Raw genomic sequence first — 14261 nt, forward strand, 5'->3', positions numbered from 1 at the left:
GGTGTCCACGGCAAGTGTCCAGCAACCTGCTGGACGAAGATCTCGTTGTCCGATCGGGACTCAGCGCTCCGGCGTATCTCCCGAGGACCGTGGAGAAGGACCTATGGCAGAATAAATAAAGTAAATACGAAATCTGGAGGGCTGATGCCTCGAGAAGCCGAGCACGTCACGAGTCCGTTCAGCCCAGGATACGGCCGCCGACCCCTCGTGTTCGGTGGGCACAAGGAAGAGCTCGATGAACTGACCGAGGTCTTCCGCACGCTCGACTTCGGCGAGAACCACTCCGTGCTCATCTCCGGCCTCCGCGGTGCCGGTAAGACCTCGATGCTCACCATGCTCCAGGACGCCGCATTGGAACACGGCTGGCTGGTCATCAGCGACGATGCAAGCTCCGGGCTCATGGAGCGAGTGATGGACACGGCTATCCCCTCGCTCCTGGACAAGCTCGAACCGGCCACACGGACGCGACTGGCTGGGCTGGGGATCTGGCAGCTCAACGCGCAGCTGCAGTACGTCGACCGACACCGGCAGGTGAAGCCGCTTCTGCGGACGGATCTCATCGCGCTTTCGGAGCACATCGGTCAGGCGGGGATCCTGATCACGATTGACGAGGTCTCCTCGGGCAAGACGCGACTGCGCGAGCTGTCACGGTTCGCGCTGGAGGTATCGCACGCACTACAGGGCGGAGCGAACGTGATGATCGTGTTCGCGGGGATCAAGGTGGATCTGGACGCGCTGCTCGAGCAGGTTCACACGACGTTCCTGCGTCGCTCGAAGCAGTTGGACTTCCGCAGGCTCACGCCCAAGGAAACTCGGCGCGTACTCGAGGAGTCCATCCGCATCGGAGGGCGCGAGATCGAGGAAGAGGCATTGGTGCGGCTCGTTGCAGTCTCGCAGGGGTACCCGTACCTCGTGCAGCTCGTGGGCGACTACGCCTGGAGGAACACCCCGAGCGCCCTCCGCATCAGCGTCGCCGACGCCGAGGTCGCACATGAGAAGGCGATCAAAGCGGTGCAGCGCCGTGTGATCAGCCGCGTCTACCAGGACCTCTCCGAGAAGGACCGGGAGTTCGTCCAGGCGATGGCACAGGACCACGGGCGCAGCAAGATCTCCGACATCGTCAATCGGATGGGTGTCTCAGCCCAGTACGTGCAGGTCTACAAGCGACGGCTCATCGACACCGGCTACGTGAAAGCCGACGGGCACGGGTACGTGGCATTCTCACTGCCGTACCTCGGCGACTACGTCCGATCGATGACGGCCGAGAGAGACGAGCCTGTCGCATCCCGCGACGAGTGGGACGACTTCCCTCCGCCGCCCAGCGTGTAACGCTCAGCGCGGACTCTACGCCGACCCGAGATGAGAGGGCCCGGGCGGAGGCCTGCATCACTCGGAGCGGGGGCTGCCTGTCAGTTCCGCTTCCAATGCCTTGAGATGCGCGTCCAGTGCAGCGCGGTCGATCGACCAGATGAGCCTGTTGAAACCCGACCGGGCGCCGGCTCGCGTCGGGTCGGCGTTCGGCACCAGGAGTCCCGCCGCGACGAGGGGCTTGATGTGGTAGGTGATCGTGCTGCGGCTCACGCTGAGATCCGACATCAGCTGCTCGGCGGTGACGGATCCGTTCGCCGCGGCCGCGCGGACGATGCCGGCACGCACGGCGGGCATCCCGAACGTGTCGATGGCGTCGAGAGGCTCGGGAAGCATGAGATCGATTCTGTCAGGGCGGTGGCTCTCGGCCGGGAGGGAAGCGTTGCCCATCGGGAGCGTGTCCCCCAAACGGCCGACACGGGGGTGAATCTCCTGTAACGGAAGTCGGCCAGAGGCTATCTAAATCTTCGCAAGCCTGTATCCTGGCGGGGAGCACCGGGGGGAAGCTCGCCGGCCGATATCGAGTTGTCGACTTCGGATCTACGGGCCCACCCCTAGTAGGCAGAGACCACCTGCAGGGAAGAGGCACACATGAGCCAGACCGTCACCGTGGAGGCTCCCGGGAGCGCGCCGCGCGTGGAGCAGCCGAACGAGGCTCCGACCATTGCTCCGGTGCGCACCCGGCGCTCGGCGATCTGGATCGCCGCCGCCATCGCGATCGTGCTGCTCGGCGCGATCGCCGGCGGCGTCGGCTACAACATCGTCAGCCAGACCAATCAGGTCCTCGTCGTGCAGCACGACATCGCACGCGGAAGCGTGATCGCCGAGGCCGACCTGACCACGATCGCCATCTCGGAGGGGCAGAACACCGAGGCGATCCCCGTCGACCGTGCGAACGAGATCCTGGGCAAGATCGCCGCGGTCGACATCCCCGCCGGCGGCCTCGTCACCGCAGCGTCCGTCACCGACGCACTCGCCGCACCCGACGGGCGCGCGGTCGTCGGCATCAGCCTCAAGCCCGAGCAGCTCCCGCTGCAGCGGCTGCACGCTGGCGACGAGGTCATCCTGGTGCCGCTGAGCAACCAGGCCACCGCTGCTGGCGCACCGATCGAGGTGGACATCGACCAGACCATCCCGGCCGTCATCTCCCAGGTGACCTACCCGGCCGACTCCGGATCCGGATCGACGATCCGCGCCGTGGTCGACGTCTACGTCAACGCGCAGCTCGCCCCGCAGGTCAGCGCCGCCGCGGCGGCCGGCGCCATCGCCGTCTACGTCGCCCCGGCCACCGGCACCTCACAGACGCAGGAGAGCGACGACGAGACCGGCGAGGGGGAGTAGGCGTGGCCGTACTCGTCCTGACCAGCCTCGCCGGCTCTCCCGGTGTCACCACTGCAGCGACCGCGCTGGCCGTGCACTGGCCACGCCCGGTCGTCCTCCTCGAGGCGGACACCAACGGCGCATCGTCGATGATGACCGGATTCTTCCGCTCCAACCTGCCGTCCAAGGCGGGCGGCATCGAGAAGGTCGCTCTCGCATCCACTCGCGGTGTGCTGCGCCGCGAGGACGTGTTCGACCCGGAGCTGGCGCTGTCGATCGCGGTCCACGATCTGCCGCCCATCAAGGAGATGCCGCTGCCGGCCATCCCCGCCGACCACCGCCTGTGGGTTGTGCCCGGTTTCGTGAACATGCGTGTCGTCGACGGCGTCCGCGGCCTGTGGGGGCAGCTGCCCAGCCTGCTGCGCTCGATCTCCGAGGACGGCGTCGACGTGATCGTCGACCTCGGCCGACTTGTTCCCGAGGACCCGCGCCTGACGCTGATCGACACCGCAGACCGGACGGTCATCCTCGCCGAACCGACCATGGTCGACCTCAACCGTCTCTACCGGCGCCTGGCCATGGACGACCTCGCCACGCGGGTCGACGCATTCACCCGCGGGAAGCGGTATGGACTGCTGCTGACGGAAGGCCCTGCTGAGCAGATCCCCGCCCGTGACTTCCACCAGCACGTGATGCCCGTTCTCGGCACATTCCCGTACGACCCGACAGGGGCCGCGACGTTCTCGCACGGGCGCCCCGACCCCAAGCCGAACCGCAACCGGTACCGCGCCGCGGCGCGCAAGATCGCGATCGAGCTGGACACGCTGGTCAGCCGCGACGGACTCGACAGGAAGGTCAGCTGATGGCCGACGACCAGATCCCCGAGATCGAGATCTCCACCCGCCCCTTCCTCGGCGACCTCTTCGCCGGGAACCCCACGGGCGGCAACCTCGAGCCCCAGCGCGACCCGAGGACCGCAGCGCCCTACATCCAGGAAGTCCCGCAGTTCCGGGAGCGCAGCCGCGAGAACTCCCACCTTCTCGCCGCAGCGACCGGGCGTCCCCATCTGCATGCTGTGCAGGAGAACGAGCCGGCCCCGATGCTGCGCTCACGCCGCAACGACCCGCCCGCAATCGTCCACGACTCCCCGGACCTCGGTGAGATCCGAGCGGAGGGGTACCTCGAGGTCGACTGGGATCTCGTGCAGCGCCTCACTCGCGAGCTCGAGCTCGACGACTCCGGGGGAGCGCGGCCGCGGCACACCTTCGAGGTCGCGACCGCCTCGGCCGGTCCCGAGACCGCCTTCGAGCGCAACGCACTCGTGAAGATCAAGGAGAGCGTCAACCGCCACGCGGAGTACCTGTCCATGTCCAAGGGCTCCGACTACGCCTGGGGCGAGATCACCCGCGCCCACTACGTGCAGGCCATCTTCGACACGGCCTTCCGATACGGGCGACTGCAGCAGTACCTGCGTGAGAACGACGTCGAAGACCTCTCGGTCGTCGGCCACGACAACGTCATGGTCACCAAGGGCGACGGCACCCGCCACCAGCGACCCCCGATCGCCGACAGCGACGACGAGCTCGAGGAGATGATCGCCACCATCGCCCAGCAGCGCGGCCGATCGTTCGCCCGCCCCGCCGGGCACATCGACCTCGACATCGGCGGCGCGCGCCTGTCGGCGACTGCCAAGGAGATCAGCGAGGAAACGACCCTCACCATCCGCAAGCACAACCTCGTCGACATCGACCTGGACGAGCTCGTCGCCAAGAACATGCTCACCGTGGAGATGGCCGACTTCCTCCGCGCCGCGGTCGCCGCCAACCTCACCATCCTCGTCGCCGGATACCCCGGCGTCGGCAAGACCACGTTCCTGCGCGCGCTGGCGGCATGCCTGCCCTGGGAAGAGAAGCTCGTGACGATCGAGACCGAGCGCGAGCTGTACCTGAACCGGCTGCGCAAGCGTCACAGCCAGGTCGAACCGCTGCAGTACATCCCGGCGCAGTTCGCCGGCAGCGATGCAGCCGCAGCGGTGTACTCCCTGGCCGACTGCTTCAACAAGTCGCTGCGATCCAGCGCCCAACGGATCCTGATGGGCGAGATGCGCGGCCCCGAAGCCGTCGTCGTGATCAAGGTGCTGCAGGCCGGTAAGGGCGCGATGTCCACCGTCCACGCCCGCAGCGCCGACGACGCCATCCACCGCTTCGCCGACATGCTGATGGGCGAGCAGGGGCTCTCCGACGACACCGTCCCGCTGCGGCAGATCCTCCGCTCGGTCGACCTGATCCTCTACCTGGACATGCTGCCGCTGCCGGGAGGCAAGCGCCGCCGCCTGGTCAGCGAGATCGCCGAGGTCCGCAACAACGACAAGGGCGAGCCGATGGCCGCGAACCTGTTCGCCTGGGACTGGGACCGGGGGCTGTACGTCCGCCCAGAGAAGGAGCCCTCCCCGGAGCTGGCGCGCGCGCTGCGCCGCCACGGGTACGACTTCGGAGCGGGGAGGGTGTCATGATCCTCTTCGGGATCGCCGCCGGCGCGCTGGTCGCACTCGGCTTGGTGATGTTCGTCGGCTGGTTCCGGCCGGCGCCGCCCAAGCCCGTCACCTCGCGCAACAAGACCAAGCCCCGTCTCTCTCAGCGCTGGGCGGCACTGCCGGCGAAGACGAAGAACACCGTCATCATCGGCGTCGTCGTCGGCGTGGCCGCCGCGCTAATCACGAGCATCCCACTGCTGATCGTCGCCGTGCCGCTCGCGATGGTGGGCCTGCCCGCGCTGCTCGGCAAGCCCAGCAACCGCGACACCGACATGGTGCTGGCCCTCGAAGCCTGGGCGCGCTCGCTCGCCTCCACCGCGGAAACCGGCCAGTTCACGCTCCGCGAGGTCATCGGAGTCAGCCGCGCCGCCGCTCCCGAGATCCTCCGCGACCCGATCGAACGCCTCTACGCACGCATGTCGACCACCTGGTCATCCAAGGAAGCCCTGCGAGCGTTCGCGGACGAGCTGGACTCCGCTGACGCCGACGAGGTCGTGATCTACCTGATCCAGGCCGCACAGTTCTCCTCCGGCGGTCTCTCCCGCGCCCTGAGCACCAATGCCGACGCGCTTGCCCAGTCCGCGAAGCTCCGCATCGACACGCTCGCCGAGCGTGACCGTCCCCGCCAGGTGCTGCAGCAGATGACGATCATCGCCACCGTCATCTCGGCCGCGGTGCTCGCCATGGGCGGGCAGATGATGTCGTTCTACCGCACCCCGGTGGGCGGAGTGGTCCTGACCGTCCTGCTCGGCCTGTTCGTGCTGTGCCTCATCTGGGGCAAGCAGACCGCGAAGTCCCGCCCCGACCCGCGCATCGTTCTCAGCAAGACGATCGAGGAGCAGCTGGCATGAACCCTTCTACCCTCGGCATCTTCTCGGGCGCTCTGGTCGGCGTCGGCGTCGCTCTGCTCGTGTGGGTGCTCGCTCCTCGCACCGTCCGCGCGGGAGAAGCCCTCGCCCGCATCGGTGACATCACCGAGTCGGTCACCTCCGCCCGCACCGTCACCACCCGGTGGGACCGTGCCGGCGGGTGGGTCGCCCGCCGCGTCCCCGACATCCCCTTCCTCACCGTCCCCAGTCGGGACCTCGACCTGCTTGAGATCACCCCGCAGGCCTTCTACGCCTCGAAGATCCGCAGCGCGCTCATCGGCTTCGCGATGCCGCTGATCGGAGCCGTGTTCTTCCAGATCATGGGCCTGCCTGCCGTGCTGCCACTGGCTGCGTCGTTCCTGCTGGCCGGATTCTTCTGGTTCGCTCCGGACGCCGGAGTGCGCCGCAAGGCCGCCGCCGCACGGGCAGAGTTCACCCGGTTCGTGACCGTCTACCTGCAGATGGTCGCCGTGGCCCTGCTCGGATCCACAACAGCCGATGCCGCGCTGGCCAACGCCGCCAGCGTGAGCGACAGCTGGGTGTTCCAGAAGATCCGCCGCGAGTACGCCGTCGCGGACGTCACGCACACCAGCAAATGGGATGCGCTCGAACGGCTCGGCGCCGACGTCGGCGTCCCCGCTCTCGTGGACCTCGGCCGCACGATGCGCCTCTCCGAGGCACGTATCGGCATCCGCGAGCAGCTGATCGCCAAGTGCGAGATGCTGCGCGCCGAGATCAGCGCCGCCGAGAAGGCGCTCGTCAAGCGACAGATCGGCCTCATGGCCGGCCCGGTCGTCGCCACCCTCGTGCCCGTGTTCGGGCTCGTCATCATCCCGCCCGTCATCCAGCTTGTCGCAGCCTTCTGACACCCTGAATCCACCCATCCGAAAGGACATCACCATGAAGAAGATCAACGAGCTCATCATCCGCGCCCAGGCCACCTACGCCGAGGGCATCGACCGCCTCAAGGAGAACCGCGAGGACGGCGCCTGGTACGAGGACGTCCCGTGGATGGCCGTCATGATCAGCGGCGGCGTCGTCCTCGCTCTCGCCCTCATCGCGATCCTCAGCGGCTGGGCGCAGAGCTTCTTCACCGGAAAGCTCGGCGGCATCTCCTGATGAAGCAGAGCAGCCGATCGAAACTGGCGCGCCTGCTGCGCCAGTTCCGCAGGGAGGACGGCGTCGGGATGACCACCCCGACGCTGTGGATCGGCTCGCTCCTCATGCTCATCATCGCCCTCCAGGCCGGTATCTGGTTTCTGAGCAACACCGTCGCCCAGGCCGCCGCCCAGGCCGCCTATACGACAGCACGCGCATACGAATCCAGCGCCGGCAGCGGCCAGCAGGCCGCGGCCGATCTGATCCAGTCGATGAACGGGTACCTCGTGGACGTGACCGTGGACGTGGACCGAGCCGGAGACCAGGTGACTGTCACCCTCTCCGGCTCGGCCCCCTCCCTGCTCGCTGGCGTCCCGCTTCCGCCCATCGAGCACACGATCACCGGGCCCGTCGAAAGGTGGGAGCCGGCGCCATGATCCGACGACTCACCCACCGCATCCTCCGGGACGAGCGCGGCGACATCGACGAAGTCCCGGCCTGGACCGTCACGGCACTGGGCACCCTCACGCTGATCCTGTTCGTCGTTTTCGTCGGCCGCGCCGCGTACGCCTCCAACACCATCCAGGCCGCAGCAAACGCCGCCGCCCGCGACGCCTCCATCTCCCGCACCGCCGAGATCGCCGTCCCCAACGCCCAGGCCGTCGCCTACGCCTCCCTCGGCGGCGTCACGTGCATCGACTCGGACGTGCAGATCGGCGGCAACGGACTGTCCACCGGCCTCGGCCAGACCGGCACCGTCACCGCAACCATCACCTGCACCATCAACATGAGCGACCTCGTCATCCCCGGCGCCCCCGGATCGCTCACGATCACCAAGACCGCCACAAGCCCCGTCGACCCCTACCGAGCGAGGTGACACATGCGACTCGTCCCGTTCACCGTGATCACCTGGCTCGGCATCCTCCTCATCGCCGGCGTCGTCCTCGACGGCGGCCTGCGCGTGTCCACGCTGCAGGATGCCCAGGGCGTCGCTCAATCCGCCGCGCGGGCCGGAACCAACGCCGCGACCGGCACCAGCGTCAACGGCGATGCCTTCGACATCAACGCCTCCATGGCGATCACCGCCGCACAGAACTACCTCACCTCGGCCGGCATGACCGGCACCACCACCGTCGACGGCGACACCGTCACCGTCACCGTCGAGACGACCTACACGCCGCTGCTGCTCAACTTCGGGCCCGTGACCGTCGAGGCCACCGGAACCGCACGGCTTATTGGAGGCTAGACGCATGACTCGCCGACTCACCGCCCTCACCCTCGCCGCTCTCGCGATCGCCACCCTCGCCGGGTGCACGCCCACGCCCGAGCCCACCGAGACACCTTCGGCGAGCGCGACCCCGACCCCCACCCCGACGGCGACGCCGACGGCGGGGGCTGCACCGCAGCAGGAGCCGGTGCCCGCACCCACGAGCGAGGAAGAAGCCGTGCTCGCTGCCGACCGGGCATACCAGGCGTATCTCCCGGTCGACTTCGAGCTCAAGAAGAACCCGGAGCTCGGCGTCGACTACGTGTCCGGTTATGTCGTGCCGGAATCTCGCTTCGCTCAGATCCTCGAGGACACCGTGGAGGCAGCCGTGAAGTCCAAAGGATCTGTCACCGGTGAACCGTTCAGTTGGCAGAGCAACCTGGCTATGTCCTACGCAGCGCCGCTGACGAACAACGCGACGGGTGAGGACCTCGAGTTTGGTGGAGTCACTCTGTACGGATGTGCCGATAGCACTAAGACGGTGTTCCTCGAGGACGGGGAACCCGTTGAGGGTGCTCAAGGGCTCTTCCCCGCCAGGATCAGCTTGATCTACGCGTCTGATGCGGAGGCTTGGAAGATTACGGACCAGGCTGCGCTCGTCGACTCTGAGGGGAACCCCCTGGAGAGCCAGGTACCGCAATGCTGACGCTCTCCAAGAGCCGGGCCTCAGGCGGCCTGCTGGTGGTTCTGCTGCTGGCGGCCGTTCTCGTGGTGTTCCATTCGTCTCCCGCTGCAGCCGCGTGTGTCAAGGACCCGTTCGGCAATCTGATCTGTGATGGCTCTGGTGAGACGCCCGGCACCCCGGAGATTCCTGGCGGTGAGACCGGTGGTGGTGATACGGCCGTCGGTTTCACTCCTGGCCCTACCGAGTGCGTGTACAACGGCGGGGATGAGCCTGAGGTCGTCGACTGCTCGCGAGGCGGTGGCTACTGGTCGAACAGTGGTCAGTGCTACTGGACTCTGCTCGACCCGCAGCTGGCGCCTCCGCCGGGGAAGGACCCTCAGGTGGGTGCGTGGTACGAGTGCGTGCCCTATGAGGAGTGCGTGCCCGGTACGACCCCCGGTGGTCTTCCGATCAGCTGCTACGGCGGGGCTCGGTGGTTGGATGCGCCTCCGCCGGGGATCACCCGGTACACGCCGGCGCAGGCGGCGAGCATCATCGCGCGCCAGCTGGTGCTGAGACCGATCACTATCGGTCTGGCGCCGGAGGAGAAGGTGCACACCGATGATCCGGCCGGCACGGCGCCGTACCGGCGCACGTGGGTCGGGATCCCCGTGTGGGCATGGGTCCACAACCCGACGGAGAACCAGTTCGGATCCCCGTCTGTGACCGGCACGGCAGGTGGTGTCACGGTGACGGTGTCCGCTCGCGCTCAGTCCCTGGTGTGGGACTCCGGCGACGGGCAGCAGAAGGCGTGTGGCGCTGGAACCGCCTTCGACGTGGCCTACTGGGCGAACCGTCCCGCGGAGGATTCGCCGACATGTGGGTGGAGGTACACCCAGACCGGCACGTTCACCGTCTCGGCGACGACCAACTGGGTCGTCGAATGGACCGGTGGCGGCGAGTCCGGTCAGATCCAGATGCCGTCGACGACGGCGACGACCCAGGTGCAGGTCGGCGAGCTGCAGTCGGTCAACGTCTCCAGCGAAGGCGACACGTTCGCCGTTGGCGGCTGAACAGACAAGAGGAGGTGTGAAGTGACTCGCAGCGGGTGACGGACATCGCCGATACGTTCGTACGGATCTGAGGAGGTCGCAGGATGACGAAGTTTCTCAAGGGTCTGGTGTCGTTGGTCGGTATCGCCGCGATCCTCGTCGGCATCCCTGCGGCGCTGATCTGGGCTGTCGGGAACCCGCTGCCCTCGCTCGAGCAGCTGCAGCAGCTGGTGTCGTTCCGGCCCGACTACGGCAACGTGCTGCTGCTGACGAAGATCCTCCCGATGTTCTGCTGGATCGCGTGGGCGTTCTTCGCCTTCCCGCTGCTGGGAGAGATCGCAGCCGCGATCGCCGGACGCACGACCCGCAAGCGCGCCCCGATGCTCCGTGGACAGCAGAAGATGGCCGCCACGATGGTCGCCGCCGTCGCCGTCATGTTCACAGGGTTCAGCGGCCTGGCCGCCACGCCGGCGCACGCCGAGACCATCACCGTTACCGCCAGCGAAAGCGCCGACGACGTCGCTGAGGCACCTCAGGCGGCCCCTGCCGCTCCTGCCGCGGCGCAGACGCCCGTGCAAGCGCCCGAGGAGGAGCAGGACGCGGTGCACGTCGTGCAGTCCGGGGACACGCTCTGGGCGATCGCGGAGGACGAGCTCGGAGACGGCGCCCGATACGGCGAGATCTTCCAAGCGAACGTCGGCCCGCAGGAAGGCGGCGGCTCCCTCACCGATCCAGACCTCATCTACCCCGGCTGGGAGCTGACTATCCCCGGGGTGGAGCCCGCGCCGACCGCTGAGCCCCCGGCGCCGGCGCCGCCCGCTCCCACCGACAGCACGGACGATGCTCCCCCCGCATCGCCCGACGTCGACCAGGAGCAGCCTGGCGGTGCCGGCGCCGGTGCAGCGGGCGGCGGAAGCGGCACCGCCGATGCCGGCGAGGACGCCACCGTCGACGAACCCGCCACCTCGCAGGAGGGCTCCACCTCCGCGCAGAACAGCGCTCCAGCTGGCGACGTCGACGAGGGCGAGTCGTTCGATGTCGCCATCCCGCTCGCGACCGGCGGAGGGATCGCCGGGGTCCTCGCGGCCGGTCTACTTGTTGCCATCGGCCGCCGTCGGCTACAGCAGCGCAACCGCCGCCAGGTCGGCGAGCGCATCGCGATGCCCGCGCCTGACAGCGCGGCCGCCGACCTCGAGCTCGAGATGCGGATCGTGGAGAACCCGGCCGGGATCGAGGACATCGACAATGCGCTGCGCACGCTGCAGGCGTGGGCCCAAGACTCCGGCGAGCGGCTGCCCGAGCTGCTCGCCGTGAGGCTTGCCGGCGAAGAGGTCGCCGTGTACCTGGCGGAGCCGGCCGACCTCCCGGCACCGTTCGAGGCCGTCGCTGCCGACGGCACCGCATGGATCGTGCGCCCCGGGACAGCGATCCCGCCCGAGGCGTCGACGATCGCGCCGTACCCGGCGCTGGTCACCATCGGCATCGACGACGCCGGGGGAGTGCTCATGCTCGACCTCGAGCAGATCGGCTCCCTCAACGTCACCGGAGACGAGCTCGCCGCCGTCGGCATGCTCAACGCGCTCGCCGTCGAGCTCGCCGAGAACCCCTGGGCCGACGAGCTGCAGCTGACCATCGTCGGCATGCCCGAAGGGCTCGCGCGCGACCTGGACCGGATCCGCATCAACCACGTCGACGACACCGCGGCCCTGATCCGGAACCTCCGCGCCGACCTGGAGGACCGACGCGGTGCGCTGGACTCCTACGGGGCCATCGACGTCCACGACGCTCGCGTGCGGGCCAGCGAAGACGAGTCCTGGGCGCCGCACATCATCCTGCTCGCCCAGGCTCCCGAGGGAGAGCACCGCGACCAGCTCGCCGAGCTCGTCGAGCGGATGCCGCGCCTGGGGATCGCCACCGTCTCCAGCGGCGACGCGCTCACCGCGGGTGCGACCATCGTCATCACCGGCCAGCAGGAGCCCGGCACGGATGCCAGCGGCGACGAGAAGCCCGCCGTCTACAACGCCGAGTACCACTCCGGAGGTCAGCTGCCGCCGCTGCCGTTCCACCCGCAGATCCTCGCCGGGGCGGAGCTCGACGCGCTCCTCGAGCTGTTCGACGTCACAACCCGCGACGCCACCGGCCCGATCCCAGTCGCTCCCGCCGCACACGCCGATGAGCCTGAGGCCGACACTGCGGCGAGCGCCGAGGAGGACATCGCCAGTGCGGAGGTGGACACGGTCGGCGTCGGATCGGACATCGCGGAGAGCGGAGTGGACACCACGGCGGCTGAGGTGGGCGCCGAGGCCGAGGTGCATGCCGAGGGCGGTGACGTTCAGGCGGCTCCGACCGTTGCTGACGGCGAGACCGTCGACGTGGTCGGCGCGGGTGAGATCGTGTCGCCCGAGCCCGAGCCCGAGCCCGAGCCCGAGCCCGAGCCCGAGCCCGAGCCCGAGCCCGAGCCCGAGGCTGAGGCGGAGCCCGCCGTCGTCGTCGCCGAGACTGTCGCGCCCGCCGAGGAGCCCGTGGATGCGCCGGTTGACGTACCGGACTGGCCGGCGCCGTACATCCGCCTCATGGGGCCGATCGCGGCGTTCAACCTGCCTGAGAAGATCCCCGGCCGCGCCGTGGAGATGCTGTCGTTCCTCGCGCTGCAGGACGGGCCCGTGCCTGGCTCGACCGTGCAGAAGCGCCTCTGGCCCGGGAAGCACGAGCCGAGCAACAACGACGTCCGCCAGCTGGCCAAGCGCATCCGCCTGGCGATCGGCCACGACCCGGACGGCAACCAGCTGCTGCCCGAGGCGCGCAAGGACACCGGCTTCTCGAGCCACCCGATGATCCGCACCGACTGGCATGACTTCCGGGAGCTGATCGGCCCGGATCTCAAGGCCACCCCGAACGAGAACCTCGTCGCGGCGATCCGCTTTGTGCGCGGGGCACCGTTCGAGGGCGCCGAAGCGCACCGCGCGCGTGGCTGGTGGCTGTGGCGCGAGCCGTTCGAGCAGCTGATGATGCAGGACATCCTCGACGCTGCCGACGAGCTCGCCCATCGCGCCATGGCCGCGGGGGGCTTCGACCAGGCACGGCTTGCAGCAGGCATGGCCAAGTCCGTCGACTCGCTCAACGAGCACGGATGGCGGCTCGAGCTGGAGACCGCGCTGCATGCCGGCGATCGCGACGCATTCGACCACGCAGTCGAGGACATGTACGCCGCCCTCGGCACGGACATCGAACTCGACGAGGCGACCCAGAAGCTGCTCGACAAGGGCCTTGCACGCTGAGCGGAGTGACGATGAATATCCACGCGATGATGATCGGCAAGCCCGGCAGGGGCCGGACCGCTCGCCTGAGCAGCTGGGCTCCGCTCCCGACAGGGCCCGGCCTGTTCGCGCTCCAGGATCCCGAGGCTGAGTTCCTGCGCACCGCGCGTGCGTCGTTCAGCACGAAGCCCCTGACCTTCCGCCTCCCCGCCGCATCGGGCTGCTGAGCGAGAAGAGCACCATGGTGAGCGTGAGCGTGAGCGAAGCGGCCCCCCGAGCCACCGCGGCATCGGGCGCGGGGCGATGGCTCTCCGGCGCGCTCCTGGCCAGCGTGGCGATCGCCGCGCTGTACCCGCTTCTCGGGCCGGGCACGCACCGGTGGGCGCTCCTGGCCGCCACGGCGATCGCCGCCGCCGCGATCGCCGTGGTCGACCACCGCACCTTCACGTTGCCCAACCGGTACGTCGGTCCGCTCGCGGCCGCCGGCGCCGTGCAGGTCGTCGCCACGGCCCTGTTCACCACCGACGTCTGGGCCGCAGCCTGGCCAGCGATCGCGGCGGCCGTCGTGTTCATCACGTACGCAGTCATGGGCATGGCCGGCTGGTTCGGATTCGGCGACGCGAAGTTCGCCGCAGCGCTCGCCCTCATCGTCGCCCTCTATGCGGGCCCGCTGGCGATCTACCTGGTCCCGCTCGCGATCCTCACCGGCGCGGCCCGTCGTGTGATCCGTGGCGCCCGAGCACGCAAGAGCAAGCTCGCCCACGGCCCCGACATCGCTGCCGCAGCCATCGGCATCATCCTCATCACGCAGCTGCTCACCTCCTGAGCCCGGCGAAGTGTCGACTCGACCCGGTGCCGCCCACCCCTTGTAGGTAAGAGGGGATCCGCCCCTC

General features: G+C 68.7%; 15 protein-coding genes. 14 read left to right on the forward strand and 1 reads right to left on the reverse strand.

The features are described 5' to 3' along the window. Positions 1 to 45 precede the first annotated feature (45 nt). The gene (locus E3O41_RS13580; RefSeq protein ID WP_244927290.1) at positions 46 to 1329 is read left to right on the forward strand and encodes an AAA family ATPase; all 1284 of its coding nucleotides are present in this window, start codon (positions 46 to 48) and stop codon (positions 1327 to 1329) included. Between the two features lie 57 nt (positions 1330 to 1386). On the opposite strand, the gene E3O41_RS13585 is transcribed toward E3O41_RS13580, so the two are convergent. Next, positions 1387 to 1758, reverse strand: coding sequence for a winged helix-turn-helix domain-containing protein (locus E3O41_RS13585; protein WP_135012789.1), 372 nt, complete (start codon positions 1756 to 1758; stop codon positions 1387 to 1389). A 201-nt stretch (positions 1759 to 1959) separates the two neighbouring features. Here E3O41_RS13585 and E3O41_RS13590 point away from each other — a divergent pair, with 201 nt between their 5' ends. The 13 genes from E3O41_RS13590 to E3O41_RS13650 all read left to right on the forward strand — a co-directional run bounded on the left by E3O41_RS13590 (position 1960) and on the right by E3O41_RS13650 (position 14194). Next, on the forward strand, positions 1960 to 2709 hold the full coding sequence (locus tag E3O41_RS13590) for an SAF domain-containing protein (protein ID WP_135012791.1): 750 nt from the start codon (positions 1960 to 1962) through the stop codon (positions 2707 to 2709). A gap of 2 nt (positions 2710 to 2711) precedes the next feature. Continuing rightward, on the forward strand, positions 2712 to 3551 hold the full coding sequence (locus E3O41_RS13595; RefSeq protein WP_135012793.1) for a hypothetical protein: 840 nt from the start codon (positions 2712 to 2714) through the stop codon (positions 3549 to 3551). Then, entirely contained in the window at positions 3551 to 5200 is a 1650-nt protein-coding gene (locus E3O41_RS13600; protein WP_135012795.1) for a CpaF/VirB11 family protein, read from the forward strand. Before E3O41_RS13595 ends, E3O41_RS13600 begins: the two co-directional genes overlap by 1 nt. Further along, complete coding sequence (locus E3O41_RS13605) at positions 5197 to 6072, forward strand: type II secretion system F family protein (RefSeq protein ID WP_135012797.1); 876 nt, start codon at positions 5197 to 5199, stop codon at positions 6070 to 6072. The genes E3O41_RS13600 and E3O41_RS13605 overlap by 4 nt, the downstream gene beginning before the upstream one ends. Continuing rightward, positions 6069 to 6956 (forward strand): hypothetical protein, encoded by an 888-nt coding sequence (locus E3O41_RS13610; RefSeq protein WP_135012799.1) that lies wholly within the window; start codon positions 6069 to 6071, stop codon positions 6954 to 6956. The genes E3O41_RS13605 and E3O41_RS13610 overlap by 4 nt, the downstream gene beginning before the upstream one ends. Before the next feature lie 34 nt (positions 6957 to 6990). Beyond that, positions 6991 to 7209, forward strand: coding sequence for a hypothetical protein (locus E3O41_RS13615; RefSeq protein WP_135012801.1), 219 nt, complete (start codon positions 6991 to 6993; stop codon positions 7207 to 7209). Beyond that, positions 7209 to 7625, forward strand: a complete 417-nt coding sequence (locus tag E3O41_RS13620) for a hypothetical protein (protein WP_135012803.1) — start codon at positions 7209 to 7211, stop codon at positions 7623 to 7625. Before E3O41_RS13615 ends, E3O41_RS13620 begins: the two co-directional genes overlap by 1 nt. Beyond that, complete coding sequence (locus tag E3O41_RS14195) at positions 7622 to 8065, forward strand: TadE/TadG family type IV pilus assembly protein (RefSeq protein ID WP_162303979.1); 444 nt, start codon at positions 7622 to 7624, stop codon at positions 8063 to 8065. The genes E3O41_RS13620 and E3O41_RS14195 overlap by 4 nt, the downstream gene beginning before the upstream one ends. A gap of 3 nt (positions 8066 to 8068) precedes the next feature. Beyond that, positions 8069 to 8434: a pilus assembly protein TadG-related protein gene (locus E3O41_RS13630; protein ID WP_135012805.1), complete on the forward strand. Its 366-nt coding sequence runs from the start codon at positions 8069 to 8071 to the stop codon at positions 8432 to 8434. Between the two features lie 4 nt (positions 8435 to 8438). Next, the gene (locus E3O41_RS13635) at positions 8439 to 9101 is read left to right on the forward strand and encodes a hypothetical protein (protein WP_135012807.1); all 663 of its coding nucleotides are present in this window, start codon (positions 8439 to 8441) and stop codon (positions 9099 to 9101) included. After that, entirely contained in the window at positions 9095 to 10132 is a 1038-nt protein-coding gene (locus E3O41_RS14470; RefSeq protein ID WP_244927291.1) for a hypothetical protein, read from the forward strand. Before E3O41_RS13635 ends, E3O41_RS14470 begins: the two co-directional genes overlap by 7 nt. Positions 10133 to 10215: 83 nt before the next feature. After that, on the forward strand, positions 10216 to 13389 hold the full coding sequence (locus E3O41_RS13645; protein ID WP_135012809.1) for a LysM peptidoglycan-binding domain-containing protein: 3174 nt from the start codon (positions 10216 to 10218) through the stop codon (positions 13387 to 13389). Positions 13390 to 13618: 229 nt separating this feature from the next. After that, entirely contained in the window at positions 13619 to 14194 is a 576-nt protein-coding gene (locus E3O41_RS13650; RefSeq protein WP_162303980.1) for a prepilin peptidase, read from the forward strand. Positions 14195 to 14261: the final 67 nt, after the last annotated feature.

The organism is Microbacterium sediminis, from assembly GCF_004564075.1.
Taxonomy (GTDB): domain Bacteria; phylum Actinomycetota; class Actinomycetes; order Actinomycetales; family Microbacteriaceae; genus Microbacterium; species Microbacterium sediminis.

Excerpts from the sequence above, each read along its gene's own strand:
- E3O41_RS13630 (WP_135012805.1), top strand. The coding sequence starts at position 8,069 with ATGCGACTCGTCCCGTTCACCGTGATCACCTGGCTCGGCATCCTCCTC.
- E3O41_RS13585 (WP_135012789.1), bottom strand. The coding sequence starts at position 1,758 with ATGGGCAACGCTTCCCTCCCGGCCGAGAGCCACCGCCCTGACAGAATC.
- E3O41_RS13620 (WP_135012803.1), top strand. The coding sequence starts at position 7,209 with ATGAAGCAGAGCAGCCGATCGAAACTGGCGCGCCTGCTGCGCCAGTTC.
- E3O41_RS13615 (WP_135012801.1), top strand. The coding sequence starts at position 6,991 with ATGAAGAAGATCAACGAGCTCATCATCCGCGCCCAGGCCACCTACGCC.
- E3O41_RS13645 (WP_135012809.1), top strand. The coding sequence starts at position 10,216 with ATGACGAAGTTTCTCAAGGGTCTGGTGTCGTTGGTCGGTATCGCCGCG.
- E3O41_RS14470 (WP_244927291.1), top strand. The coding sequence starts at position 9,095 with ATGCTGACGCTCTCCAAGAGCCGGGCCTCAGGCGGCCTGCTGGTGGTT.
- E3O41_RS13600 (WP_135012795.1), top strand. The coding sequence starts at position 3,551 with ATGGCCGACGACCAGATCCCCGAGATCGAGATCTCCACCCGCCCCTTC.
- E3O41_RS13635 (WP_135012807.1), top strand. The coding sequence starts at position 8,439 with ATGACTCGCCGACTCACCGCCCTCACCCTCGCCGCTCTCGCGATCGCC.
- E3O41_RS13605 (WP_135012797.1), top strand. The coding sequence starts at position 5,197 with ATGATCCTCTTCGGGATCGCCGCCGGCGCGCTGGTCGCACTCGGCTTG.
- E3O41_RS13590 (WP_135012791.1), top strand. The coding sequence starts at position 1,960 with ATGAGCCAGACCGTCACCGTGGAGGCTCCCGGGAGCGCGCCGCGCGTG.
- E3O41_RS14195 (WP_162303979.1), top strand. The coding sequence starts at position 7,622 with ATGATCCGACGACTCACCCACCGCATCCTCCGGGACGAGCGCGGCGAC.
- E3O41_RS13610 (WP_135012799.1), top strand. The coding sequence starts at position 6,069 with ATGAACCCTTCTACCCTCGGCATCTTCTCGGGCGCTCTGGTCGGCGTC.